This window comes from Pseudomonas fulva NBRC 16637 = DSM 17717 (assembly GCF_000730565.1).
In the GTDB taxonomy this organism is placed as follows: Bacteria; Pseudomonadota; Gammaproteobacteria; order Pseudomonadales; family Pseudomonadaceae; genus Aquipseudomonas; species Aquipseudomonas fulva.
In genome coordinates this window covers 45,950-71,326 of the sequence record NZ_BBIQ01000012.1, presented here as the reverse complement: position 1 = coordinate 71,326, position 25,377 = coordinate 45,950, and the positions used below count along the sequence as shown (strand labels likewise).

19 protein-coding genes are annotated in these 25,377 nt (G+C 62.6%); 5 read left to right on the top strand and 14 right to left on the bottom strand.

Annotation, left to right across the window (positions count from 1 at the left end; all coding sequences use genetic code 11):
- The 5 genes from PFU01S_RS13385 to exaC form a co-directional block, all read right to left on the bottom strand.
- Entirely contained in the window at positions 1–648 is a 648-nt protein-coding gene (locus PFU01S_RS13385; RefSeq protein ID WP_023535016.1) for a DedA family protein, read from the bottom strand.
- A gap of 295 nt (positions 649–943) precedes the next feature.
- The gene (eutC, locus tag PFU01S_RS13380) at positions 944–1,762 is read right to left on the bottom strand and encodes an ethanolamine ammonia-lyase subunit EutC (protein WP_027915146.1); all 819 of its coding nucleotides are present in this window, start codon (positions 1,760–1,762) and stop codon (positions 944–946) included.
- 12 nt (positions 1,763–1,774) lie between these two features.
- On the bottom strand, positions 1,775–3,169 hold the full coding sequence (locus PFU01S_RS13375) for an ethanolamine ammonia-lyase subunit EutB (protein ID WP_027915147.1): 1,395 nt from the start codon (positions 3,167–3,169) through the stop codon (positions 1,775–1,777).
- A gap of 46 nt (positions 3,170–3,215) precedes the next feature.
- Positions 3,216–4,664 carry an ethanolamine permease gene (gene eat / locus PFU01S_RS13370; protein ID WP_027915148.1) on the bottom strand — a complete coding sequence of 483 codons (1,449 nt, stop codon included), beginning with the start codon at positions 4,662–4,664 and terminating at the stop codon, positions 3,216–3,218.
- A 165-nt stretch (positions 4,665–4,829) separates the two neighbouring features.
- A complete protein-coding gene (gene exaC / locus PFU01S_RS13365) occupies positions 4,830–6,350 on the bottom strand; it encodes an acetaldehyde dehydrogenase ExaC (protein WP_028687655.1) in 1,521 nt (506 codons plus the stop codon).
- Between the two features lie 254 nt (positions 6,351–6,604).
- Between exaC and PFU01S_RS13360 the strand changes: the two genes are divergently transcribed.
- From PFU01S_RS13360 to PFU01S_RS13345, 4 genes are all read left to right on the top strand, one after another.
- A complete protein-coding gene (locus tag PFU01S_RS13360; RefSeq protein WP_028687654.1) occupies positions 6,605–8,551 on the top strand; it encodes a sigma-54-dependent Fis family transcriptional regulator in 1,947 nt (648 codons plus the stop codon).
- A gap of 65 nt (positions 8,552–8,616) precedes the next feature.
- Positions 8,617–9,966, top strand: coding sequence for a UDP-N-acetylmuramate:L-alanyl-gamma-D-glutamyl-meso-diaminopimelate ligase (gene mpl, locus PFU01S_RS13355; protein ID WP_027915151.1), 1,350 nt, complete (start codon positions 8,617–8,619; stop codon positions 9,964–9,966).
- Positions 9,963–10,592, top strand: coding sequence for a flavin prenyltransferase UbiX (gene ubiX / locus PFU01S_RS13350; RefSeq protein ID WP_028687653.1), 630 nt, complete (start codon positions 9,963–9,965; stop codon positions 10,590–10,592). Before mpl ends, ubiX begins: the two co-directional genes overlap by 4 nt.
- Complete coding sequence (locus PFU01S_RS13345) at positions 10,589–10,876, top strand: YceK/YidQ family lipoprotein (protein WP_027915153.1); 288 nt, start codon at positions 10,589–10,591, stop codon at positions 10,874–10,876. Before ubiX ends, PFU01S_RS13345 begins: the two co-directional genes overlap by 4 nt.
- Positions 10,877–10,911: 35 nt before the next feature.
- Here PFU01S_RS13345 and PFU01S_RS13340 read toward each other — a convergent pair whose 3' ends face one another.
- The 7 genes from PFU01S_RS13340 to PFU01S_RS13310 form a co-directional block, all read right to left on the bottom strand.
- Complete coding sequence (locus tag PFU01S_RS13340; RefSeq protein ID WP_023534952.1) at positions 10,912–11,556, bottom strand: oxidoreductase; 645 nt, start codon at positions 11,554–11,556, stop codon at positions 10,912–10,914.
- 27 nt (positions 11,557–11,583) lie between these two features.
- Positions 11,584–13,317, bottom strand: a complete 1,734-nt coding sequence (locus tag PFU01S_RS13335) for a C13 family peptidase (RefSeq protein ID WP_028687652.1) — start codon at positions 13,315–13,317, stop codon at positions 11,584–11,586.
- A 186-nt stretch (positions 13,318–13,503) separates the two neighbouring features.
- Positions 13,504–14,571, bottom strand: coding sequence for a 2,3-butanediol dehydrogenase (locus PFU01S_RS13330; RefSeq protein WP_248694607.1), 1,068 nt, complete (start codon positions 14,569–14,571; stop codon positions 13,504–13,506).
- Positions 14,572–14,620: 49 nt separating this feature from the next.
- Positions 14,621–15,727: an acetoin dehydrogenase dihydrolipoyllysine-residue acetyltransferase subunit gene (locus PFU01S_RS13325; protein WP_028687650.1), complete on the bottom strand. Its 1,107-nt coding sequence runs from the start codon at positions 15,725–15,727 to the stop codon at positions 14,621–14,623.
- Positions 15,724–16,746: an alpha-ketoacid dehydrogenase subunit beta gene (locus PFU01S_RS13320; protein WP_028687649.1), complete on the bottom strand. Its 1,023-nt coding sequence runs from the start codon at positions 16,744–16,746 to the stop codon at positions 15,724–15,726. The genes PFU01S_RS13325 and PFU01S_RS13320 overlap by 4 nt, the downstream gene beginning before the upstream one ends.
- Positions 16,747–16,779: 33 nt before the next feature.
- Positions 16,780–17,757, bottom strand: a complete 978-nt coding sequence (locus PFU01S_RS13315; protein ID WP_023534974.1) for a thiamine pyrophosphate-dependent dehydrogenase E1 component subunit alpha — start codon at positions 17,755–17,757, stop codon at positions 16,780–16,782.
- 22 nt (positions 17,758–17,779) lie between these two features.
- Positions 17,780–18,832, bottom strand: coding sequence for an NAD(+)/NADH kinase (locus tag PFU01S_RS13310; RefSeq protein WP_028687648.1), 1,053 nt, complete (start codon positions 18,830–18,832; stop codon positions 17,780–17,782).
- 282 nt (positions 18,833–19,114) lie between these two features.
- Here PFU01S_RS13310 and PFU01S_RS13305 point away from each other — a divergent pair, with 282 nt between their 5' ends.
- Entirely contained in the window at positions 19,115–20,968 is a 1,854-nt protein-coding gene (locus tag PFU01S_RS13305) for a sigma-54-dependent Fis family transcriptional regulator (RefSeq protein ID WP_028687647.1), read from the top strand.
- Positions 20,969–21,179: 211 nt separating this feature from the next.
- On the opposite strand, the gene PFU01S_RS13300 is transcribed toward PFU01S_RS13305, so the two are convergent.
- On the bottom strand, positions 21,180–22,382 hold the full coding sequence (locus PFU01S_RS13300; RefSeq protein ID WP_050438002.1) for a DUF6708 domain-containing protein: 1,203 nt from the start codon (positions 22,380–22,382) through the stop codon (positions 21,180–21,182).
- Positions 22,382–24,988 (bottom strand): T6SS effector BTH_I2691 family protein, encoded by a 2,607-nt coding sequence (locus PFU01S_RS13295; RefSeq protein ID WP_042139571.1) that lies wholly within the window; start codon positions 24,986–24,988, stop codon positions 22,382–22,384. Before PFU01S_RS13295 ends, PFU01S_RS13300 begins: the two co-directional genes overlap by 1 nt.
- Positions 24,989–25,377: the final 389 nt, after the last annotated feature.

The following is a 25,377-nucleotide window of genomic DNA, read 5'->3' as shown; positions in this document are numbered from 1 at the left end:
TCAGTGCGCTTTGGCCGTGCGGCCCAGGCGGGTGCGCAGCAGGCCGAGAATCATCGGGACCAGCGACAGCAGGATGATGCCCACTACCATCAGCGACAGGTGCTGCTTGATGAATGGCACGTTGCCGAAGAAGTACCCCAGCGTGACCAGGCCACCTACCCAGAGCAACGTACCGGCAATGCTGAAACCGAGAAAGCGCGGGTAGTGCATGCGGGCAATACCGGCCACGAACGGCGCGAACGTGCGCAGGATGGGCAGAAAACGCGCCATGGTGACCGTCTTGCCGCCGTGACGCTCGTAGAAGTCGTGAGTGCGCTGCAGGTAGTCGCGGCGGAAAATCTTCGAGTTCGGGTTGCTGAACAGGCGCTCGCCGGCCGTTCGCCCGATCACGTAGTTGGTGCTGTCGCCCAGGATGGCAGCGATCATGAGCAACCCGGCCAGCAGGACAGGGTCCATGCCGCCGCCGGCAGCGACTGCACCGGCGATGAACAGCAAGGAATCGCCTGGCAGGAAGGGCATCACCACCAGGCCAGTTTCGCAAAATATGACAGCAAACAAAATGGCATAGATCCAGGGCCCGTAATTGGTAACCAACAGATCAAGGTACGCATCGAGATGCAGGATGAGGTCCAGCGGGTTGAAATCCATGTACAGCACCTGTGGTCTGGGTCGAAGGCTCGGTTACCTGGAGGAGTGAAATTTCACACATGACAAGTGGGCCATTATACGGCGAAGTGAGGATCACGCCCGCACAGTTTGTAGCGAGGGATTACGGCAGTAGGAAGGCGTAAGCCGCGTTGTAGTAAGGCAGACAGACACTGAGGCCATGGGCATCGTTCATCGTCCACGTTCGACGCACGGAGGCTTCGACGAGCGTGTTCAGTCGCCCGTCTGTAGCGCGCAGCAGGGCAGCGGGGGCACCGCCATCCTCCTGCGCAGGTGCTCAGCCCTTGCCCAGCAGAAAATTACCTTTCTGGCTGGCCAGTTCGTCACTTTCCAGGCTGTGAACTTCAGCCTCATCCTTGAGGTTCACGCCTGACAGCTGGCGCCGACAGGCTTCACGCATCAGGTACAGCAGCCGATGCGCGGCCATGCCGTAGCTCAACCCCTCCAGGCGAACATTGGAAATGCAGTTGCGGTAGGCATCGGTCAGCCCGACCCTCGGGGCGTAGGTGAAGTAAAGCCCCAGGCTGTCCGGTGAACTGAGCCCTGGCCGCTCACCGATCAGCATCACGGTCATGCGAGCCCCGAGCAGCTCGCCGACCTCGTCTGCCACCGCCACGCGTCCTTGCTGAACCAAGGAGATGGGCGCGCAGGTCCAGCCTTCGGCATTGACCTGCTCCTCAAGGCGCGTCAGAAACGGGAGTGTATGACGGTGTACCGCCAAGGCAGACAGCCCGTCGGCAACCACGATTGCCAAATCGACCCCGCCGGGGTTGGCCTGGGCATGCTGGCGCAAGGTGGCGACCGAATCCTCGTTCAGGCGCCGGCCCAGGTCGGGCCGCTGCAGGTATTGATGACGGTCGCTTGCGGCGCTGTGCAACACGAGGCTGTCGCGCCCGCGTTGATCGAGCTGTGCGGTCAGCTCAGCCACGTCGAATGGAAGGTGCACGGCGTCCCGAGCCTGGGCATGGGCGAACTGGAAGTCCAGTTGCGCACTGGTCGGAAGGCTGGTGCCCACGCGCCCCAAGGCGATACGCGCGGGGGTGAGGTTGCGCAGGGCCAGCCAAGGGTTTTCGGGGGTGGGGGTGCGGTTGTCCATGATCGGCGATTCCTATGCAAGCTGTGCCAAGGCCTGCCGGAAGGCTGGCGGCAGGTTGTCACCAAAGCGTATCCGGCCGTCGGCCTGGGTGAAGATGCCGGTCCGTGCCAGCCATGCTTCGAACTCAGGCCCAGGCTTGAGGCCCAGGGTTTGGCGGGCATACAGGGCGTCATGGAACGACGTGGTCTGGTAGTTGAGCATGATGTCGTCCGAGCCGGGAATGCCCATGATGAAGTTGATCCCGGCGACCCCCAGCAGCGTCAGCAGCGTGTCCATGTCGTCCTGATCGGCTTCGGCGTGGTTGGTGTAGCAGATGTCGCAGCCCATCGGCACGCCCAGCAACTTGCCGCAGAAGTGGTCTTCAAGGCCCGCGCGAATGATCTGCTTGCCGTTGTAGAGGTACTCCGGGCCAATGAAACCGACCACGGTATTGACCAGAAACGGTTTGAAGTGGCGGGCGACGGCATAGGCGCGGGTTTCGCACGTCTGCTGGTCGACACCATGGTGGGCATTGGCCGACAGCGCACTGCCTTGGCCGGTTTCGAAATACATCAGGTTCTGCCCCAGAGTACCGCGCTTGAGCGACAGCCCTGCTTCATACCCTTCCTGCAACACGTTCAGGTTGATGCCAAACCCTGCATTGGCCGCCTCGGTGCCGGCGATGGACTGGAAGACCAGGTCCAGTGGCACGCCCCGGTTGACCGCCTCGATCGAGGTGGTGACATGGGTGAGCACGCAGGACTGGGTCGGAATGTCGTAGCGCTGGATGATGGCATCGAGCATTTCCAGCAGCGCGCAGATGGAGGCGGTGCTGTCCGTGGCCGGGTTGATGCCGATCATGGCATCGCCATTGCCGTACAGCAGGCCGTCGAGAATGCTCGCCGCGATACCGGCCGGTTCGTCGGTAGGGTGGTTGGGCTGCAGTCGCGTCGACAAGCGCCCGCGCAGGCCCATGGTGCCGCGAAACTGGGTGACGACACGGATCTTCTGGGCCACCAGCACCAGGTCCTGGACGCGCATGATCTTCGATACGGCAGCGGCCATTTCCGGCGTCAGGCCCGGCGCCAATGCGCGCAGGCTGTTTTCGTCGGCCTGCTCGCTCAACAGCCAGTCACGCAAGCCGCCCACGGTCAGGTGGCTGACCGGTGCGAACGCCTGTGCATCGTGGGTATCGATGATCAAGCGGGTGACTTCGTCGTCTTCGTAGGGGATCAGCGCTTCGCTCAGAAAATGCGAGAGCGGAATGTTGGCCAATGCCATTTGCGCAGCCACACGCTCGCCATCGCTTGAAGCCGCGACCTCGGCGAGGTAGTCGCCGGAGCGTGCCGGGCTGGCCTTGGCCATCACTTCCCTGAGGCTGTCGAAGCGATAGACCAGGTTGCCTACGGTGTGTACGAAACTTGCCATGCAGATTCTCCAAAGCCGCGGGGCGCCCCGCGGCGAGTGTCGTCGATCAGTGCAAGGCCTCTTCGGCCTTCTGGATCGCGGCGAATTCCTCTTCTGGCGTGCCCGCTACCAAGTGGTGACGGCTGTAGAACGCAAAGTACGCAATCAGCACCGCATAGATCACGGCAGCGCCAATCACCACGCGCGGGTCGACCAGGAAGCCGGCGACCACGGCGATGCAGGCCAGCACCAGGGCCAGGCCCGAGGTGAAGATGCCGCCTGGGGTGCGGTAAGGGCGCTCCATTTTCGGGCGACGGATGCGCAAGGTGATGTGCGCCGCCATCATCAGTACATAAGACAAGGTAGCCCCGAACACGGCAACCAGGATGAGCAAGTCGCCTTGACCTGTCAGCGACAGGGCAAAACCGATGATGCCTGGGATCACCAACGCCATGACCGGTGCCTTGCTCTTGTTGGTCTCGGACAGTTTGCGCGGCAGGTAACCGGCTCGCGACAGCGCGAAGATCTGGCGCGAGTAGGCATAGATGATCGAGAAGAAGCTGGCGATCAGGCCTGCCAGGCCCACCAGGTTGACGAAGCTGCCCATCCAGGTGGAACCGCCGTAAGCCTTGGCCAGCGCCTCGACCAGCGGATTGCCGGAGGCCTTGAGTGCTTCGGAGCCTGCGCCGCCGGGGCCGACGATCAGGATCAGCAGGGCGAACGCCACCAGCACCAGCATCGCGCCAATCAGGCCGCGTGGCAGGTCGCGCTTGGGGTTCTTGGTTTCTTCGGCAGCCAATGGCACGCCCTCGACTGCCAGGAAGAACCAGATCGCATAGGGAATGGCTGCCCACACGCCTACATAGCCAAACGGCAGGAAGCTGCTGGCCCCTGCGGCATCGGTGACGGCGATGTCGAACAGGTTGGCTGCATCAAAATGGGGCACCATGGCCACGAGGAACACGGCCAGTGCAACGGCGGCGATGGCGGTGATGATGAACATCAGCTTGAGCGCCTCGCCCACGCCAAAGATGTGGATGCCGATGAACACCACGTAGAACGCCAGGTAGATCATCCAGCCGCCGATGCCGAACAACGACTGGCAATAGGCGCCGATGAAGGTGGCAATGGCCGCCGGCGCGATGGCGTACTCGATCAGGATGGCGGTGCCGGTCAGGAACCCGCCCCAGGGCCCGAAGGCGCTGCGGGCGAACCCATAGCCACCGCCGGCAGTAGGGATCATCGACGACAGTTCGGCCAGGGAGAAGCACATGCACAGGTACATGGTGGCCATCAGCAGGGTAGCGAGGAACATGCCGCCCCAGCCACCCTGGGCCAGGCCGAAGTTCCAGCCGGCGTAGTCGCCGGAGATGACGTAGGCAACGCCTAGGCCGACCAGAAGCACCCAGCCGGCGGCGCCTTTCTTGAGTTCACGCTGTTGGAAATAGTCGGAACCGACTTTCTCGAAATCTACGGAAGAGCCTGCCGGGCTACCGGCTGGTTGTTCGCTTGGCATGGTTTCACCTGTTCTTTTTCTTGGTGGCCGGAAGGGGTTCGGGCCGATGGTGATCTGTACTGCAGGAAGCGAGCCAGAGCGGTTGGTGCATGACAACCGCCCTGAACAGAGGGCCAGTCAACGCCGGCCTTTGCACCGTAACCGGTGAAAAGACCGGCGCAGGGCTTAGAAGAAGCCCAGTGGGTTGATGTCGTAGCTCACCAGCAGGTTCTTGGTCTGCTGGTAGTGATCGAGCATCATCTTGTGGGTCTCACGGCCAACACCGGACTTCTTGTAACCCCCGAAGGCCGCATGCGCCGGATACAGGTGGTAGCAGTTGGTCCACACACGCCCGGCCTTGATGCCGCGGCCCATGCGGTAGGCACGGTTGATGTCGCGGGTCCAGACCCCGGCGCCCAGGCCGAACTCGGTATCGTTGGCAATGGCCAGGGCTTCGGCCTCGTCCTTGAAGGTGGTCACGCTCACCACCGGGCCGAAGATTTCCTCCTGGAACACGCGCATCTTGTTGTTGCCCTTGAGCAGGGTCGGCTGGATGTAGTAACCGGTGGCCAGCGCGCCTTCGAGTTTCTCGACCTTGCCCCCGGTCAGCAGCTCGGCGCCTTCCTGCTGGGCGATCTCGAGGTAAGACAAGATCTTCTCGAACTGCTGTTGCGAGGCCTGTGCACCGACCATGGTGTCGGTGTCCAGCGGGTCGCCGCGCTTGATCTGCAGCACCTTCTTCATCACCACTTCCATGAACTGCGGGTAGATCGACTCCTGGACCAGGGCTCGGGATGGGCAGGTGCACACCTCGCCCTGGTTGAAAAATGCCAGGACCATGCCTTCGGCAGCCTTGTCGATGAAGCTCGGTTCGGCCTGCATGATGTCTTCGAAGTACACGTTCGGCGATTTACCGCCCAGCTCCACCGTCGACGGGATGATGTTCTCGGCCGCGCACTTCATGATGTGCGAGCCCACGGGCGTGGAGCCTGTGAAGGCAATCTTGGCGATGCGCTTGCTGGTGGCCAGCGCCTCGCCCGCTTCACGGCCATAGCCTTGCACCACGTTCAGCACGCCCTTGGGCAGCAGGTCGCCGATCAGCTCCACCAGCACGGTAATGCCCAGTGGCGTCTGTTCGGCGGGCTTGAGCACCACGCAGTTGCCTGCTGCCAGCGCCGGCGCGAGTTTCCAGGCGGCCATCAGGATCGGGAAGTTCCACGGGATGATCTGACCGACCACCCCCAGCGGCTCATGGATATGGTAGGCCACGGTGTTTTCGTTGATTTCCGCAGCGCCGCCTTCCTGGGCGCGGATGCATCCGGCGAAGTAGCGGAAGTGGTCGACGGCCAGCGGGATGTCGGCATTGAGGGTTTCCCGCACGGGTTTGCCGTTGTCCCAGGTTTCGGTGATGGCCAGCACTTCGAGGTTCTGCTCGATACGGTCGGCGATGCGCAGCAACACGTTGGAGCGGTCCTGGACGGACGTGCGGCCCCAGGCATCGGCAGCGGCGTGGGCAGCGTCCAGGGCCTTGTCGATGTCTTCGGCGGTGGAACGGGGGAATTCGGCAATCGGCTGCCCGTCCACGGGCGATGTGTTGGTGAAGTACTCACCCTTTACCGGAGGAACGAACTCACCACCGATGTAGTTGCCGTAGCGGCTTTTGAAGGAAACCTTCGCGCCTTCGGTACCGGGATGTGCATAACGCATGGTGTGTCTCCTGGCTATTGTGTTTGTGTGGAGTGCAAAGCGTAGAGCAAAGGTTGGGCCATCGTTTTGCGCTTCAATGAAATCAAGCAGTTGGCGCCGCACAGCGCCCACTGGCCACCCGCGATGTGCCGTGTTCGATACAGGCTTGAGTGACACTGTGTACCGTCGATGACACGCCTTGTGGCGGGTGCATTGCAAACCGGCCTGCTGTGGAGGATGCTGGCTTTAGCCTCTATCTGCGGAGAACCACAATAATGCAGAGCAATCCATTTACCCGGCATGCCAGGCAAGTGCACACGGTCGCCCATGGCGGCGGTGTCGAAGGCGGCAGCGACCCGTCCATTGCCCGCTCCTGGCTGCGCTGCCTGGAGGACTATCATCTGGATCCCGCGCTGGCCGAAGCCCCGGTGGTCCTCGAGCATGGCCGCCTGCTGGAAAGCCGCGAACGCATGCGCCAGGTGCTGCAAATCGCCGATCAGGAAATGAACAGCCTGCACCAGCAGCTTTCCGGTGCCGGCCATGCGGTGCTGCTCACCGATGCCCGTGGTGTGATCCTCAATTGCGTCACCGCTCCTACCGAGCGGCGCAGCTTCGAGCAGGCCGGGCTGTGGCTGGGCGCTGACTGGAGCGAGGCGCGAGAGGGCACCAACGGCATCGGCACCTGCCTGGTCGAACGCCAGGCGTTGACCATTCACCAGCACGAACACTTTCGTGGGCGGCATACGGGGCTGACCTGTTCGGCCAGCCCGGTGTTCGACCCTCACGGGCACTTGCTGGCCGTGCTGGATGTGTCTTCAGCGCGGCCCGACGTCTCGCGCCAAAGCGAATTCCACACCATGGCCATGGTGACCCTGTCGGCCAAGATGATCGAAAGCTGCTATTTCATGCGCCAGTTCGAACACCACTGGCTGCTGCGTTTTCACCTGCAGGCCGAGTCGGTCGGGCTGTTCAGCGAGGGGCTGCTGGCAGTCGACGGCGATGGCCGTATCTGCGCGGCCAACCAGAGTGCGCTGAACCTGCTGGGCCGCGTGCGCGCCGGCGTGGAAGGGCAGACCCTGGAGCAGTTTTTCGCCTGCACCCATGACGAGCTGTTCAGCCGTGCCATGCCCGATGGCAGCGCAGCCTGGCCGCTGCTGACCCTGGACGGGCGGCAGGTGTTCGCCAGCCTGCGTGGCCAGGCACGTACGCCGGTCTGGACCGTGCCCGCCGGGCATGCGCGCCGCGTCGTCCGGCAGCCTGCGCAGGTCTGCCTGCTGGACCCGGCACTGCAACACGATTTTCGCCGCAGTGTGCGGGTGTTCGAGCGCAATGTACCGCTGCTGCTGAGTGGAGAGACGGGCTGCGGCAAGGAAGCCTTCGCCCAGGCCGTGCATCAGGCCAGCGAACGCCGGGACAAGCCCTTCGTGGCCATCAACTGTGCATCCATCCCCGAAAGCCTGATCGAAAGCGAGTTGTTCGGCTATCGGGCCGGCAGCTTCACCGGGGCGCGCAAGGAGGGCATGCGCGGCAAGCTGCTGCAGGCCGACGGCGGCACCTTGCTGCTCGACGAGATCGGCGACATGCCCTTGGATCTGCAAACGCGGCTGCTGCGCGTGCTCGAAGAGCGGCAGGTGGTGCCAATCGGCGGCGAGCCGCAGGCTGTGGATGTACGCATCATCAGTGCCACCCACCGGGACCTGTTGCAACGAGTGGCCCAGGGTACATTCCGTGAAGATCTTTACTACCGCCTCAATGGGCTCGAAGTCGCATTGCCTGCCGTGCGCGAGCGCAGCGACAAAGCGCAGTTGCTGGACGTGCTGCTGCGCCAGGAAACCCAGGGCCAGCTGATCGAGCTCGAACCCAAGGCGCGTCAGGCACTGCTGGACTACCCCTGGCCTGGTAACGTGCGGCAGATGCGCAACGTGCTGCGCACCCTGGCAGCCTTGTGCGACGAGGGTCGCGTCACGCTGGCAGACTTGCCTGCCGTGGTGCGCACGCCGCGTGGGCAAGACGCCGCGCCCGTGGCCATGTCGGGCTTGCCGAATGAGGGTTCATCGGTACCTGGGAACAAGACCACATTGGAGGCGGCCGAACGCCATGCGCTGCTGGCCGTTCTCGAGGCCCGGCATTGGCAGCTTACCCGGGTAGCTGAACATCTGGGCATCAGCCGTAACACGCTGTATCGCAAACTGCGCAAGCATGTCATCAGTCGGCCCTTGTAACGAAACAGCGGGTGCGATTTGTCGCGCCCTGGGCTACCCTGCCTCGAAGTTTTGCGAGGTCGACCATGCACATTCACATTCTCGGTATTTGCGGCACTTTCATGGGCTCGCTGGCGGTGCTGGCCAAGGAACTTGGCCACCGCGTCACCGGATCGGACGCCAACGTCTATCCGCCGATGAGCACCCAGCTCCAGGCCCAGGGCATCGAGCTGACTCAGGGATATGACCCTGCCCAGCTGGAGCCGGCTCCCGATCTGGTCGTCATTGGCAACGCCATGTCCCGTGGCAACCCGGCGGTGGAGCATGTGCTCAACAAGGGCCTGCCTTATGTGTCGGGCCCGCAGTGGTTGGCCGACCATGTGCTGCAGGGTCGCTGGGTGTTGGCAGTCGCCGGTACCCACGGCAAAACCACCACCAGCAGCATGCTGGCCTGGGTGCTCGAGCATGCCGGCATGAGCCCTGGGTTCCTGATCGGTGGGGTGCCGCAGAATTTCTCCGTATCGGCGCGGCTGGGTGATACGCCGTTCTTCGTGGTCGAAGCGGACGAGTACGACAGCGCCTTCTTCGACAAGCGCTCGAAGTTCGTGCATTACCATCCGCGCACGGCAATCCTGAACAACCTGGAATTCGACCACGCCGACATTTTCCCTGACCTTGCCGCCATCGAGCGTCAATTCCATCACCTGGTGCGCACCATCCCCAGCGAAGGGCTGGTGATCCATCCCACGTCCGAACACGCGCTGGCCCGGGTCATCGAGATGGGCTGCTGGACGCCCGTGCAGACCACCGGTGACGGCGGTCAGTGGCAGGCACGCCTGCTCAGCCCGGACGGATCGCGTTTCGAGGTGCTGTTCGACGGGCACGTGCAAGGCGTGGTGGAGTGGGCTCTGACCGGTCAGCACAACGTGGCCAACGCCTTAGCGACCCTGGCGGCCGCTCGTCACGTTGGCGTGGCACCGGCGATGGGCATCGAGGGCCTCAGTGCGTTCAAGAGCGTCAAGCGGCGCATGGAAAAGGTCGCCGAAGTGCAAGGCGTGACCATCTTCGATGATTTCGCCCATCACCCCACGGCCATCGCCACCACCCTGGACGGCCTGCGCAAGCGCGTGGGTGATGCAGCGGTGATCGCCGTCATCGAGCCGCGCTCCAATTCGATGAAACTGGGCGCGCACCGCGATGGCCTGCCTGAAAGCGTCAACGATGCTGACCAGGTGATCTGGTATGCCCCGGCCAACCTGGGTTGGGACCTGGCAGCCACGGCCGCGCAATGCAAAGTCCCCAGCGTAGTGGCCGACAGCCTCGAGGCGATCATCGAGCAGGTCAAGCGCCAGGCGCGACCCGGTACCCAGGTGGTGATCATGAGCAACGGCGGCTTTGGCGGCCTGCACGGCAAGCTGGCCGAGGCGCTCAAGTGAACGGGCCGCAACGCATTACCCTGGCGATGACCGGGGCGTCGGGTGCGCAGTACGGCCTGCGCCTGCTCGATTGCCTGGTGCGCGAAGATCGGGAGGTGCACTTTCTGATTTCCAAGGCGGCACAGCTGGTCATGGCGACCGAAACCGACGTCCTGCTGCCTGCCAAGCCGCAGGCGATGCAGGCGTTTCTGACCGAGTACACCGGGGCTGCCGACGGGCAAATTCGGGTGTACGGCAAGGAAGACTGGATGTCGCCCGTGGCCTCGGGTTCCGGCGCACCGGCGGCCATGGTCGTGGTGCCATGTTCCACCGGCACGCTGTCGGCGATCGCCACCGGTGCGTGCAACAACCTGATCGAGCGGGCTGCCGATGTCACCCTCAAGGAGCGTCGGCAGTTGATCCTAGTGCCTCGTGAGGCGCCGTTTTCTACCATTCACCTCGAGAACATGCTCAAGCTGTCGCAGATGGGTGCGATCATGCTACCGGCCTCGCCTGGCTTCTATCATCAGCCACAGACCATCGACGATCTGGTCGACTTCGTGGTGGCGCGCATCCTCAACCTGCTGAACATCCCTCAGGACATGCTGCCGCGTTGGGGTGAACATCACTATGGGGTGGATGATTGAAAAGAGGGCTGGCCGGGACATTGGCTGTGTTGATGCTTGGTGGGTGCGCCACGGTACGCACCCTGGATGGCACCAAGCCAGGGGCGCCCGTGGTCTATGCAGGCACCCGGCTGGATTGGTATGCGATCAGCGGTGGCTGTTGCCCCCAGGCCCGCTTCGGCGTCGAGGCGCCTCGGTTCGCCTCCCTCGATCTGCCGGCGAGTTTTCTGCTCGATACCTTGTTACTGCCGTTGACCCTGCCAGCTGCCGCCGGCATCTACTATCACGGCAGCGGCGGCTTCTGAGGGCTGCACCTAGCCGCTTGCGAGCAGGCAGCGGCTCAGTTTTTCCCCAACTTGCGCAACTCGTCCGACTCCACGATCCGGATACCGTCCTCTTCCTCCAGCGCCAGGCGCCACAGCGCTCGCGCCAGGGTGCAGGCCTCTATGCCCCGGTACTTGCCAGGAATCAGCTTGGAAAAGGGAGCGGCCAGGGTTTCAGTGAGCCTTGGCTCGGTGCGTTCCCCGAGCAACAGCGACGGGCGGACGATGGTCAGTTGAGGCCAGTCCTGGGCTTTGAGGGCTTCTTCCATCTCACCTTTGACGCGGTTGTAGAAGATCGAGGATGTCGGGTCGGCACCCACGGCACTGATTACCAGCAAGTGCCTGGCCCCCATCTCGCGGGCTCGCTTGCTGAAGGCCACCACCATGTCCAGGTCCACGGCCTTGAATGCAGACTCCGAGCCTGCCTGCTTCAATGTCGTGCCCAGGCAGCAGTAGGCAATGTCCACGCGGCCCTCCAGCTGGGGTAAAAAGACAGCCGGATCGCCCACGGGGTTTTCCAAGTGTGGATGTTCTGCCAAAGGCCGGCGTGTAGGCGCCAGCACCCGGGTGATGGTGGGCTCGTTGAGCAGGCGGTCGAGCAGGTGCTCGCCAGTCAGGCCGGTCGCTCCGGCAAGCAAGACATGCTGAGGCGTCAAGTACATGATGTCTCTCCCTTGTTACACACAAGCTTAGTGGGTGCGCGGCGTTTTCGCCTGTGCCCCCACCGCGGCCTGTGTCGTATTGCGCAAGGCCTCTTCGGCTTGATGCCGGCGTAGGCGCTGCCAGTGCTCCAGTACGTTTGGCGGTGCCCACAGCTGCGGTTCGGACGCTTCGAAGCCTTCGTTTCGTTCACGTTCGGCAACGCGGGTGCGCGCCAGTTCAAACGCCTGTTTCAGATCGTCCGTCTGGTTCAGCGCCTGCGCGAAAAGGGCATCGCCAAAATAGGTGAAGTCGGCTTCTTCCGAGCAACCGAAGGAAACCCGGTCGGCTCGGGCTGCTGTCATCAGAAGTGTGCGCGAGTCCTTCAGGGCATCGATGTAACCACCGGAATAACACGCGGAAATGACGATGACCTTGTCACGATTTTTCAAGGGGGCCAGTGCATCGGCCAACTCGTCGGCGGAAATATCGGCCAGTTGCAGGCGTGGTTGATCGAGGACCAGTTGGTGGTCCTGACTGCCGTGGCTGGTGAGGTAGATAAACAGCAGGTCTTCCGGGCCGCTGCGCTCGGCCAGGGTGCTGGCTGCGCGGGTGATGCTTTGCCGCGTGGCCATGGGGCGCGTCGCCATGAAGTCGCGATGGTTGACCAGCGTCACCTGCCCTTTGGCACCAAAGCGTACCTTCAGCAGGTTGCTCACGTAATCGGCTTCGCGCAGAAAAACGCTCTGCTGCCCGTCGCCACCCACCACCAGGCTGTACAGCTCGACCGCCGGCTGGGACCGGGGCACGGCGGCCAAGGCTTCCTTCAGCAAGCGCCCTTGATTGAGCAGTGCCATGTCGAGCGGGTCCGGCAGCAAGGTGCCGTGTTCATCGCGGACCCGAACGCCATTGGCCCAGATACCGCCTTGTACCTTGCCGTCAGCCAGCGTCAGGCGCCCCTGCCCGTGGTAGGCATCATCGAGCATGTGGCCCACATATTGACTGCCATCCGCCAGTTGCAGGCTGCCCTGGCCCGACATGCGCCAGTCGAGGAAGGTGCCTTTGTAATGGCTGCCATCGCTGCCCAGCATTTCACCCTCGCCGCTGAGCGAACCGTCCTTGAACTGACCGATCCACACGTCGCCTTCGGCGTTTTCATAGCGCCCGCGGCCTTCGAGGCGGTTGTCCTTGAACTCGCCGATGTACTGCTCGCCTTCGACGCTGTCGTAGGTGCCAGTGCCTTGCAATTGGCCATCCACGAACCTGCCGCTGAACTGATTACCGCTGGCGTCGCTGCGCACGCCGGCGCCGTTGGGCTTGCCCTTGGCGAACAGGCCCCGGTAGCGACTGCCGTCGGCCAGCTCCAGTTCGCCTGCGCCGTCGTAGAGGTCGTCCTTGAACTGCCCGCGGTAGGTTTGCCCGGTCTGCTTGAGGGTGCCTTCGCCATCGCGCCTGCCATGGCGGAAGGTACCCGCATAGTGGCTACCCGGAGTGGTCAGGTCGCCAAGCCCTTCGAACAGGCCAGCGGCGAACTGGCCGCGGTAGACTTCGCCGTTCTGCCCATGCCATTCCCCCTGACCGTGCCACAAGCCGTCCTTGAAGCCGCCGGCATACCAGCTGCCATTGGGGTAATCGATACGTCCTTGGCCCTGCAGCAAGCCGTCGACCACCTGGCCACGGTAGCGGCCGCCGTCCGGCAGGCGTGCATCGGGTGGGCTCAGGGATTCGCCATCCCCACAGGCAGCGAGCAACAGGAGCAGGGTCAGGGGAAGCAGTGGACGCATGGCGAGGACCGGGCAGTGAGTGCGCCGATTATGACTCAGATCGGGCGCCTGAAACAGCGAGTGGTGCGGGCGGGGCGAGGGGGCTTTGCGCCACGTTTGCAAGCTGTGGGGGCCTTGGGTAGAAGCGGCCTTGCCGGGGCGCCGGACCGGCAAGGCCGCTCTAGAGGGAGCTTCGATACCGTGCGCTTAGCGACCCAATCCCGGCGACACAATGATCTTCACGTTTTCCTCCTTGTTGTTAACCAGTTCCTCGAACCCCAGCTCGACGATTTGCTCCAGCCCGATGCGGCCGGTCACCAGCGGGCGTATGTCCAGCCGACCATCGGCGATGAAGGCGATCACGTCGGCGAACTCGCCGTTGTAGGCCAGGGCGCCGATCACCTGCTTCTCGGTGGACACCAGTTCGAAGAAGTTGAATTCACTCGGCTCTTCGAAAATCCCCACCATCACACACTTGCCGGCCTTGCGAAGGGTGTCGATGGCCAGCTTGGCCGTGTGCTTGTTGCCGATGCACTCGAAGCTCACGTCAGCCCCCAGCCCGGCGGTGAGCACGCGAATCTCGGCCAACACATCGCACTGGTTAGGGTCCAGGACCACGCTGGCGCCCACTTCCAATGCCTTGGCCTTGCGCGCCGAAGACATTTCCAAGGCGATCACCCGCGCCGCGCCTGCCGCCTTGGCGCACATGATGGTGCACAGCCCGATGGTACCGGCGCCCACCACCACCACGGTCTGGCCCAGCAGGCTGCCCGCTTTTTTCACCGCGTGCATGCCGACCGCCAGCGGTTCGATCAGCGCCCCTGCCTCCGCTGGAAAACCGGGCGGCAGCCGGTAGAGCAGATTGGCCGGCACATTGACCCGCTCGGCGAAGGCGCCATTGTTCATCAGTCCGGTGAACGCCAGTCGCTCACAGATGTTGTACATCCCATGGGTACAGTAATAACAGGTCCCGCAGTGCTGGCAGGCGTCCGCCGCCACCGGATCGCCCACCGCATAGCCCTCGACCCCTGCGCCGAGCTTGGCGATCCGGCCGCAGAACTCGTGGCCGAGGATGCACTGGCCCTGAATACCGGTAAGAGGATGTGGCGCGTCTACCGGGATGAAGACCGGCCCGGCCATGTATTCGTGCAGGTCCGAGCCGCAGATGCCGCACCAGTCCACCTGGATCTGCACCCACCCAGGTGCAGGATCGGCCGGCAGAGGCACCTGCTCGACGCGGATGTCGTTGCGCCCGTGCCAGACCGCCGCGCGCATGTGTGGGTTGCTCAAGTCGTTCATAGGAATCTCCAGAAGCCAGGAAGGGTCAATGGCTGCGCAGGAAAGCGAGCAGGTGCTGGTTGACCGCGTCGGCGGCCTCCATCTGCACCATGTGGCCAGCGTCCGGCATGACCACCACCTGGGCTTCCAGGCCCTGGGCGTGACTGGCCGGAATGATCGCGTCCTTGCCGCCCCAGATCACCAGGGCGGGGTGCTGGCCCAGGACGCCGCGCAGGTCGTGGCGTTGCCGATCGCCCTCGGCCAGGGCCGAGGCCAGCACCTGCAGCGCCTGGTCTACGCCCTCAAGACGCTTGAACTTGAGCATGTCTTCGAGCAGCTGCCGCGTGACCAGGGCTGGATCGGCGAACAGTTGCACCATCTGCGGTTTGAGGGCGTTGCGGCTACTTGCCGCGACGAACCCTTGCAGGTATTGCCCATTGATCGCCTCGCCCAGACCCGCGCTGGCGATCAGGCCGAGGCTGGCCACCCGGTGCGGTGCCAGGCGCGCAAGGCCCAGGCAAACCGCGCCGCCCATGGAGTGGCCGACCAGGTGCGCCCGGGGAAGGTCCAGGTGATCGAGCAGGGCCAGCACCGTTTCGCTCAGTTCCTCCAGGTCACCGCGCTGCAAGGCTTTCGCCGACTCGCCATGGCCCGGCAAGTCGAGGGCGATCACGCGTCGCTCGGTGGCCAGGGCAGGGTGGTTGAACAGCCAGTTGTTGAGGTCGCCGCCAAAGCCATGTACCAACACCAAGGGCGTCCCGCCTTCGCCCAATTCGAACCAACGCAACAAGCGACCCTTCACCTCGGCTTTCTGGGGCGCCGGGCCTTGGGCCTGGTCGGTACTACCTTCGGCCACGAACTCGGCCTGGAAGCGCTGTACCACAGCGTCGATGTCGGCGTCGTCGGCTTCGCCTTCAACCACCACGGCCAACAGCGCACCTACCGGCAGGGTCTCATCCGGCCTGGCCACCAGGCGGCGCAGCACGCCACTGAACGGTGCCTCGACGCTGCTGCTGATCTTGTCCGTCTCCACGTCCAGCACTTCGTCGCCCTTGGTGATGACGTCGCCTTCCTGTTTGAGCCAGGTGTCTACCCGGCCTTCGGTCATCGACAAGCCCCATTTGGGCATGGTCAGGGTATGGATCTGGCTCATGCGGCGCTCCTTGTAGCGTCGAGGACGGTGCGCACGGCTGCTTCGATTTTGGCAGCGTCGGGGATATACAGGTCTTCCAGGGCGTCGGAAAACGGAACGGGCGTGTGCGGCGCCGTCACCATTTCGATGGGCCCTTTCAGCGCGCTGAATGCCTTCTGCGCAACCAGGGCGCTGATGTCCGTGGCCATCGAACAACGGGGGTTGGCCTCGTCGATCACCACCAGGCGCCCGGTCTTCTCGACACTCTCAAGGATGCTGTCTTCATCCAGTGGACTGGTGGTGCGCAGGTCCAGGACTTCGCAGTCGATGCCCTGGCGGGCCAGGTTGTTGGCGGCTTCCATGGCCACATGCACCATGCGGCCATACGTCACCAAGGTGACATCGCTGCCATCGCGCAGGTAGTTGGCTTCGCCGAACGGCACCGTGTACACCTCTTCCGGTACGTCGCCCTGCATGCTGTACAGCAGCTTGTGCTCGCAGAAGATCACCGGGTCGTTGTCGCGGATGGCCTGGATCAGCAGGCCCTTGGCGTCATACGGTGAGGACGGGCACACCACCTTCAGGCCTGGGATATGCGTCCACAGCGAGGTGAGCATTTGCGAATGCTGGGCCGCGGCGCGCAGCCCGGCACCGTACATGGTGCGCATGACCAGCGGCGTCACGGCCTTACCGCCGAACATGTAGCGAAACTTGGCCGCCTGGTTGAGGATCTGGTCCAGGCAGCAGCCGGCGAAGTCGACGAACATCAGTTCGCAGACCGGGCGCAAGCCCTGGGTGGCCGCACCAACGGCAGCGCCTACGTAGCCGATCTCCGAGAGGGGCGCATCCAGCACGCGGCCTGGAAACTGGTGGTACAAGCCCTTGGTCACGCCCAGCACGCCACCCCAGGCATCGTCTTCGCCTGGCGCGCCTGCACCGCCGGCCACATCTTCGCCAATGATGAACACGGTATCGTCACGGCGCATTTCCTGAGCCAGGGCTTCGTTGATGGCCTGCTGGTAACTGATCTTTCTTGCCATGGTGGTTCTCCTGTTGTTCTTGTTCTGAGCGGCTCAGGGATAGGCGACGTAGACGTCGGTGAGCAGGTCGGCAGGTTGTGGCTTGGGGTCGGACTTGGCGCGTTGCACGGCGTCTTCGATCAGGTCCTCGACGCGGGCGTCGATGCTGTCCAGCTGCCCTGCTTCGAGCAGCCCCGCGCGCACGGTCTTGTCGCGGAACTGCAGCAGGCAGTCACGGGTTTCGCGCAAGTTCTTCACCTCATCGGGCGCGCGGTAGGTTTGCGCATCGCCTTCGAAGTGACCGTAGTAGCGGCTGAGCTTGACCTCGATCAGCGACGGCCCCTGGCCGGAGCGTGCACGCTCGATGGCGGCACCGGCGGCTTCGTGAACCGCGAAGAAATCGAAACCGTCGATGGTGACCCCTGGCATGCCGAAGCCGGCGGCGCGGTCGGCTATGTGATCGCAGGCCACTGACCAGTTGGACGCCGTGGCTTCGGCATAACCATTGTTCTCGGCGACGAAGATGCACGGCAGGTTCATGATCGCGGCCATGTTCATGGCTTCGAACACCGCGCCTTCATTGGAGGCGCCATCTCCGAAGAAGACCACGGACACATCGTCGCGGCCCTTGAGCTTGGCTGCCAGCGCAGCGCCCACCACCAACGGTGCGCCGGCGCCGACGATACCGTTGGCGCCGAGCATGCCCTTGCCCAGGTCGGCAATGTGCATCGAGCCGCCCTTGCCGCCGCAGACCCCGGTCTTCTTGCCGTAGATCTCGGCCATCATGCCGTACACATCCACGCCTTTGGCGATGCAGTGGCCATGGCCGCGATGGTTGGAGGCGATGCAGTCGCTGTCGCGCAGGTGGGCCATCACCCCCGCCGCGCTGGCCTCTTCACCCGCGTAAAGGTGGACGAAGCCGGGTATTTCGCCTGTGGCGAACTCGACGTGCAGGCGTTCTTCGAAGGCACGAATGGTGCGCATCACTTCATAGGCATGCAGCAGTTGTGCAGAACTCGGTTGATTGGACATCTTGTTGTTCTCCGGGGTTGTCTCAACGGGTCGCGGGGTGCAGCGGGTGGCCCAGGGGTACAGCCAGCAGACGATGCTGGGCGGCATGCGTGAGCACCGCCTGCACGTCCACACTCAAAGGGCCCAGGTGATCGAGGGTGATGGTGGGGGTGTCATGGGCGCAGAATTCGATTTCCCGCTCGCCGTCCAGCGCCAAGGTGCCCTGGACGAGGACCGGGCGGTACGGCGCGTCAGGCGCCATGTAGCCCGAGGCAGTAATGCCGCAGGCTTGCAGCACGCCGGGTGCCACGGGGGCCAGCAGTGCCTGCCCGGCGTCTTCGCCCAGGCGCACCCAGGCCCCGTGAGGCGCTTGCCGCGAGACCGGGCTCCACAGGCCGCACAGTGCCGACAAGCCGATGGCGTGGGGCTCGGCAAAGCAGGCGAAGATTTCGCTCAGGTCCTCGCTGCGGCTCAGGGCCCGCGCACCAATGAAACGCTGAGGCGATACCGCGACCTCCACCAGCGCCCATTCGCTCAGTTGCTGTTGGGGCACCCTGACCAGCAAGCGTTTGTTGCGGCGCAGGCCGATGGAGGTTGGCACCTTGCCGCTGACCACCAGGCCGCCTGCAAGGCCCGCACTGGTGGCTTCGCGCAGCTCTGGGAAGGCGTTGTTGGTGCCGGTGGACAAGGTCAGCAAGGGTACGTCGCCAGCTTCTGCCGCGACGGCCTTGTGCGTACCGTCGCCCCCCAGCACAGCGATCATCGACACCCCCCGCGCCACCATGTTGCGCGTGGCAAGGCGGGTGTCGCTGACGGTCTGGGTCAGCGGCAGGTCGAGTATCTCGAGGGCAGGCCAGTGTTGATCGCGCGCCATCGGCCCGGCGCAGGCTTTGACCACGGCGGCGGCGATGCCAGTCATGTCGCTGGGCATCAGCACGTGGCCGACACCTGTTGCGCCGAATGCGGCGAGCAGGCGCGCGATGGCAGCGGCTTTGTCAGTGCTGGAGTACAAGCCGGCAGTGGCTGTCAGGCGACGCAGGTCTCGGCCTGAAGCAGGGTTGGCAATGATGCCGACCAGTGGGGCGGGTAGCGGCATGGCGCACCTCGTGTTCTTGTTTGCAAGGACAAGAGCAAGCGCGGTGCCAGCTTTGAATGAAATCCCGCAAAGGCCCGCCGCAGAGGCCTGGGATCGTCTTGCCTGCTGCCAGGCGGGTCGCCGTGCTGAGACGCCAGGTGCCGCTCTGGGCGTTGTGCGGCGAGACGCTGAGACGCTGCGTCTCAATCACACCTTTGATCACACCGTGCTTGTCCATGCCTGCGCGCAGGCGCTTAATGGCTGCACAACCACAAGAACAGCAACGAGAACCGGAGGGCCCGAATGCTTGCCGCGAACTCCCGCGCTCATGTCGACTGCGTCAGCAGGGTACTGAAGAACGCCGACCGTCTGCCCCAGGCGCCAGTACCGCCGTTGATCCTCGATTCCTGGCGTCGCTCCATGGAGCTGTACCGTCTCGATCCCGCCTCCGAGCAAGGGCCGCGTATCCTTTCCCAGGCCCTGCTCAACGAATGCCGAGAGCGCTCGGAGCTGTTCCTGCGCATTGCCGGGGATGCCGTGGCGCGCTTGCACGAACAGGTGCGCGAGGCCGACTACTGCGTGCTGCTGACCGATGCCCAGGGCCGCACCATCGATTACCGGGTCGAGTCGGCCATTCGCACTGACTGCCGCAAGGCCGGCCTGTACCTGGGCACCTGCTGGTCGGAAGGAGAAGAGGGTACCTGCGGGGTGGCGGCGGTGCTGACCACCAAGGCACCGGTCACCGTGCACAAGCGCGATCACTTTCGCGCTGCCTTCATCGGCCTGACCTGTAGCGCGGCGCCTGTTTTCGACCCCTTTGGCGAGTTGCTGGGGGTGCTGGACGTCTCTGCGCTGCGCTCGCCCGACGACCGCCGCAGCCAGCACCTGATCCGGCAATTGGTCGAGCAGACCGCACGCGAAATCGAAAACGCCTTTTTCATGCACAGCGCCCAAGGCCACTGGGTGATGCGTGCCCACGGCACCCCAGGCTACGTGGAAAGCCAGCCTGACTATCTACTGGCCTGGGACGCCGACGGTCGCCTGCAGGCGATGAACAGCCTGACACGGCAACGCCTGATGCAGCGCCTGGGACGCTTGCCTGCTCACATTGGTGAGCTGTTCGACCAAGAGCAATTGCGACGGGTCAGCAACGCGTCTGCGCAACGTCTGCCAGGGTTGGGCGAGCTGTATGGCCGGGTCAGCGCCCCCCAGCGCAAGCAGCCGGTCGAGCCCTTGCTGCAAGGCTTGGACCGGCGCATCGAACAACACTTGCGCCTGGCCACACGGGTCAAGGACTGTAACCTAGCAGTACTGGTGCAGGGTGAGACGGGTACAGGCAAGGAAGTTTTTGCTCGCCAGGTGCACCAGCAAAGCAAGCGCGGCACCGGCCCGTTCGTCACGCTCAACTGCGCCGCCATCCCCGAGAACCTGATCGAGAGCGAGTTGTTTGGTTATGTCGCGGGCGCCTTTACCGGGGCTTCGAGCAAGGGTATGCAAGGGCTTGTACACCAGGCCGATGGCGGCACGCTGTTTCTGGACGAGATTGGCGACATGCCACTGAGCCTGCAGACCCGCCTGTTGCGGGTACTGGCAGAAGGTGAGGTAGCCCCCTTGGGGGCTGCGCGGCGCCAGCGCGTGGACATTCAGGTGATCTGCGCCACGCACCGCGACCTCGCGGCGAGGGTGGAGCAGGGACAGTTTCGTGAGGACTTGTATTTTCGCCTGGCCAACGCCCGCTTCGCGTTGCCGGCGCTGCGCGAGCGCGAAGACCGGCTGGGGCTCATTCACCAGTTGCTGGCCGAAGAGGCCGACGCGTGTGGCGTGAGCGTGGCGCTAGCCGACGATGCCTTGCAGGCGTTGCTGGAGTACCGCTGGCCGGGGAACCTGCGCCAGTTGCGGCAGGTGTTGCGTTATGCGTGCGCTGTGAACGAGGGTGGGCAGCTGCGCCTGCTTGACCTGCCTGAGGAAGTTCGTGGGCAGGAGGTTGGCCGAGTCACGAGCGAAGCGTCCTGCCCGGCGCGGCAGCGGTTGTTGGATGCGTTGATCCGGCATCGTTGGAAGCCCGCCGAGGCTGCCCAGGCGTTGGGCATTTCGCGTGCGACATTGTATCGGCGCGTGCACGAGCATCGCATCGAGATGCCTCGTATGAAAGGGTAGCGTCGTGGCGGCATCTTTTTGCTGTTGTTGCTGACCGCGCAATCGTTCAGGCGCCGCAGCTTGCCGCTTCAGAGCCGTGCCCTACGCACAGGCTGCGTTCGGCCTGCTGAAGTCGCGAAGATCAACAGCACAATACACATGGCTGGAAGCAGCGTTCAGTGAATAACCCATGTGGAGTGATCATAGCCAAGAGAAAAACTTCAAGTTGATATCAGCCCGATGAGCCGTCCGCACGATGTGTTTCACCGGAGATATCGTTTTGTAGGCACGCGGTGGCAATTTCGGTCTTTGGCTTACGGGTAGAGGTGCGTTTCTTTCTCTGCGGGCGTTTGCCTGGGCGAGTAGCCCATAGGTAAGCGTTTTCACGCAACCGTGCTTGGATAGCGGGTGGATAATCATCAAGTGTGGTCAGCGGCGGGACGGGTTTTCCGGGCAAACCGGCTTCACGAATGATCCTGGGCCAGCGCGGTTTCCAGCACAGCATCAGGCTTAGCCAATGGCCGGTGCCGATGATCAGGAAGGCGGGCGAGATCAAGACCAGGCCGAGTTTGGTGATTCGAGAGGATTTTCGAAAGTAGTGGGTCAGGCCTTCGAATTGAGGCGTGAAGGCTTGCCAGGGCCAGGGAAAATGCGAGGTGATAGACGGGCGCGGCAGGCCCTCAGGGCCCTCGTCCATGAAGCGGCGGATGAACTCCCACTCGGATTGCTGCTCCGCAAAGTTGTTGGAGGCTTTGCCGACGTGGACGAGTTCTGGATGAAGTGTGCCGGTGAATGAAGGCGGCCATAGGAGTTCCAATGGAAGGCCTACGCCTGCGGCTGTAGCGTATTTTTTATCTGAGCCACTGGAGGTGACGCCGTGCCAGGGAAGTGTGGCGATACCCCCACAGGACGTCGGACGATGCAGGTAGACCTGTTGGGTAATTCGGTTGAAGCGTACTAGCAAATGGCGGGATGTGAACATTTCCAAACGTGAAATACGTAAGCCATATTTTACGTAAGGTATGAAAATCAATAGCGCCAAGCTGGTACTAAATAGCGCTATGAATAGCTGGGGTCCGTATGACTCATCCTGAACGCTTTTATCCATTTCCAACAGTCGCATCAACGATATTGCCGCCATGTATAAGAAAGATGCGGCCGTACCTATGACAGTAGCGGAAATCAGGCTGATAAGTCCGCGTTTATCCTCCCACATGCCACTGCGTATTTCCAGAACGTGCTCGTTATAAATATAAATTGGTCCGCGACTTTTAGGGATATTGCTGGCTGATTTCTTCGCGGCCTCAATCATTTCCTGATCGTCGCTTTCATACACGATTTTTTTTCTGGTTTTTTTATGTCGCTTTTCGAAAGCTTCGCGCTCGTCCTTCGGATCGGTGTAGGCAAGCCATGTAAGCCACTCAAAAAGGTACACTAGGTGGTCTCCCAGATTGCGCTGAACAGGTCTTTGAGTTCTTCTGAGTCTTCGGCATAACCTTTGTCAGATAGTTGAATGCGAAAGCAGCATTTGTTGCACCATTTTTCAAGGGCGTCTTTGTCGATAATAAGTAAGACGGTACTGCTAATGAGCACGATGGCGCCTCCGAACCAGCTCAGGCGACTAAGCCAAAGCATGGCAGCATTGTTCGCGGCCAGTCGTGCTGATAATAGTGACAGCGTAGTGCTTAAGCTACTTGTGTATGTGCTTTTGACGCTGATGGATAGCCAACTTAGAAGCGCACTAGCCTGGGAAAACGCTATTCCTCCTTGTCCCGTGAGTAAGGCAAGAGTAGCGCCTATCCTGGCGCCATAAGCTGCTACTGATAACTGTTCAGATTTAGCTTGTGCATCAAGGGCATCGGAATAGTCCCACCTAATGCTTATGATTCCCCCCACCGCCGCCAAACCAGCCCCCCACAACCGATACCGTCCCAGGCTAACTTGCGCGCCCCGCGCAGTGACGCTGTTCCCACCAACACCCCTGAGTGTCAGTTCAGTGCCCACTGCAAGCAGCTCCATCCCCGCAGCCGCACTGGTAAATGCGGCCGCAGTCACTTCGCTCCAGAAGCGTCGGTCCTTGTCATCCCGTCTGCCTTGTAACAACAGCAGCCCGGCCTCCAACAGCAGCAATCCGCTGGCGACCCGCAAGCGATAGAACTGATTCCCGTGCACCCCGTTCAACGTCTCGGCATAAGCTCGATCAAGCCGGCGCACGATGGGGGCCGCGACGCGACCGGGCGAGGGCGTTTTACCGTCCAGCGCCTGCTCACTCAAGCGCAGTTCCACGGCTTGCTTACCCAGTGAGGCAATGAGGTAGGTGCTCAGGCGTCGATACAGCAACCGGTCAGTGCTACCGGGCGCACCTACTGACAGGCTCTGGCGCCCCAGCTGCCCGAGCCAGGCCAGCGCGCCAGCAGTGTTGGTGGGGCTGTGTTGCGTGAGCTGGTCCAGGTGGCTGTCCAGCCGGCTGAAGTGTGCGGCGAGCTCTTTGGCTTGTTTGAGGGCCGCCTCCAGTTGAAGAATAGGGTCGCTGCCCGGTGCCAGTGCGTCCAGCGCTGTGCGTGTCTGCGCAAGCACCTCTGCGATCTCGCGCTGATTATGGACAAACGAGCGCAGCGCCAGGTTGTCGGGGGTGATAGCGTCGGCGCGCCACCATTGAGCAAGCAGCGCTGCGCCGGATGGCACGCCTTCGAGGCCGGCTACGCACAGCCCTGTCTGGTGCGCAAAGCACAGGCCATTGGCAGGGTCGTTTTCGTCGTAGTGGGCAAGTGCGTCCACCAGCGCGGACGACTTCAACCATGCGAGGTGATCTGCCGCTCTGGACTCGGCGAGACGTTGGGCTTCGGCGCTCTGCGCCTCAAACACATCAAGGTGCTGGTACATACCTTTTAGGTTAACGAGTGACAGATAGCGCTCTTCGAATTGCTTGGCAAATTCTCCATTTTTAGCGCGCGTTTCGAGTTTCTGCCTTTCAAGTTCAGCGGCGCTGTCCAGAATGTGCTCTTTAGCTGTTGCCCACCACTCGGCCATGTACCGTGGAACCGCCTCGTCGCTGCCGAGATAGCCGCGCATCGCCTCTCTGCGGCGATCGACCATTGCGGCAACCTTCCGCTCCGTGAATTGCTGATGCAGTTCGGTGAATGTTTGCGCAACCAACACCTTTCGCTCGTTACTAGGGCCACCGCTCTCAGTGCTGGCTTCCAGCCAATGCTTGAGGTGTTCCATGCCAGCGTTGCGCCAGGCATTGAGTTCCTGGGTAATGCCGATGGCATCCTCCACCACCACGGCAACGCCCCGTGCTTCAGGTTTACTGCCCAAGGGGCCCAAGGCTTGGCGGGCCGCCGCCAGCGAGCTGATGCTTGGTGTACTGAAGACCTGAGCGTCCAACAGCGTGCGCAACACGTCGTTGGATTCCGCGGCAAAGTCGGCGACAAGGTTCAACTGGTCATGACGTATCGTGTAGGGCCTGGGCATTGGGCAGCTGGGGCTGGCGAAGGGCGCTATGTCTACGGCAGGCAGCAGGTCGCGTCGACGCAGCAATTGCCGCTGCGCCGCGATGGTCAACGGATCGGGGCTGTAGAACAGGCGAAGCTCGAGCAAGTCGTCGAGATCATGAACCGTGAATGCCCAGGTCATAGCGCGCACGACATCCTGGAATGTGGAGATGCCAGGCGGTTTTGGCTCTGGATGTTCAGGGTCGAAGAGCGACAGGGCGCCGTTCGCGGCGATTCGGTAGGGAGGGTGAAGGCTGTATTGCCCACTGAGCCTGCGCTTTTCCATGACATACAGGAAACCTTCACGCAGCGGGCGAATGGCATAGTCCGCCTGATGCAGCGCGGCGGTGCGATGCGGGTGGCGCAGGTGTTGAGGCAGAGTAGGGAGCTGCTGACGCTGGTGGGGATTACCGCCCACGGCGGCATAGCGTAATGGCAGAACGGTGAAGGTGCGGGTGCATGAGACGGCGGGCCCTATGGATAAAGGGTCTTGCAAGGCTTCGCAGTTCTGCCGATTGATTTCCATCAGCATCTTCAGATCGAACATGAGGGCCTCTGGCGAATTAAACGGTGCAGGTGTGTTTGAAGGCATTGGGCAAGTGGCAGGCTTTGCTCGAGTGATTCTTCATGGCAGCCTGCCAAACGGAATCGCAAGTCGGTTTTTCGCAAGCAGTACCGAGTAGGCCTGCCGTCTCAACGCCGCATTAACCAGGTACTCATCGAGTCGCTTTCCTGCACTCAATTTATATTCGAAGGTACTGTTTTCGTCTTGCCAGGAAGTTCCCAATGCTCAGTAGGAATTTTCGTTGCAGGGCACGCTTCATACTCAAGCGGCATCGGTGCTTGCTCTTTGCGGCAAGCCAGATCATCAAGTCATGCAAGTTAGAGAGGGCGGCGGGAATACGCAGATTGCTCTGCTAGGTCGGTAGACACCGT

Coding starts and splice junctions, on each gene's coding strand:
- PFU01S_RS13360 (WP_028687654.1), top strand. CDS start 6,605: ATGCAGAGCAATCCATTTACCCGGCATGCCAGGCAAGTGCACACGGTC.
- PFU01S_RS13375 (WP_027915147.1), bottom strand. CDS start 3,169: ATGGCAAGTTTCGTACACACCGTAGGCAACCTGGTCTATCGCTTCGAC.
- PFU01S_RS13315 (WP_023534974.1), bottom strand. CDS start 17,757: ATGTCCAATCAACCGAGTTCTGCACAACTGCTGCATGCCTATGAAGTG.
- PFU01S_RS13310 (WP_028687648.1), bottom strand. CDS start 18,832: ATGCCGCTACCCGCCCCACTGGTCGGCATCATTGCCAACCCTGCTTCA.
- mpl (WP_027915151.1), top strand. CDS start 8,617: ATGCACATTCACATTCTCGGTATTTGCGGCACTTTCATGGGCTCGCTG.
- PFU01S_RS13305 (WP_028687647.1), top strand. CDS start 19,115: ATGCTTGCCGCGAACTCCCGCGCTCATGTCGACTGCGTCAGCAGGGTA.
- PFU01S_RS13335 (WP_028687652.1), bottom strand. CDS start 13,317: ATGCGTCCACTGCTTCCCCTGACCCTGCTCCTGTTGCTCGCTGCCTGT.
- PFU01S_RS13325 (WP_028687650.1), bottom strand. CDS start 15,727: ATGAGCCAGATCCATACCCTGACCATGCCCAAATGGGGCTTGTCGATG.
- eat (WP_027915148.1), bottom strand. CDS start 4,664: ATGCCAAGCGAACAACCAGCCGGTAGCCCGGCAGGCTCTTCCGTAGAT.
- PFU01S_RS13340 (WP_023534952.1), bottom strand. CDS start 11,556: ATGTACTTGACGCCTCAGCATGTCTTGCTTGCCGGAGCGACCGGCCTG.
- exaC (WP_028687655.1), bottom strand. CDS start 6,350: ATGCGTTATGCACATCCCGGTACCGAAGGCGCGAAGGTTTCCTTCAAA.
- eutC (WP_027915146.1), bottom strand. CDS start 1,762: ATGGACAACCGCACCCCCACCCCCGAAAACCCTTGGCTGGCCCTGCGC.
- PFU01S_RS13320 (WP_028687649.1), bottom strand. CDS start 16,746: ATGGCAAGAAAGATCAGTTACCAGCAGGCCATCAACGAAGCCCTGGCT.
- PFU01S_RS13295 (WP_042139571.1), bottom strand. CDS start 24,988: ATGTTCGATCTGAAGATGCTGATGGAAATCAATCGGCAGAACTGCGAA.
- PFU01S_RS13330 (WP_248694607.1), bottom strand. CDS start 14,571: ATGCGCGCGGCGGTCTGGCACGGGCGCAACGACATCCGCGTCGAGCAG.
- PFU01S_RS13385 (WP_023535016.1), bottom strand. CDS start 648: ATGGATTTCAACCCGCTGGACCTCATCCTGCATCTCGATGCGTACCTT.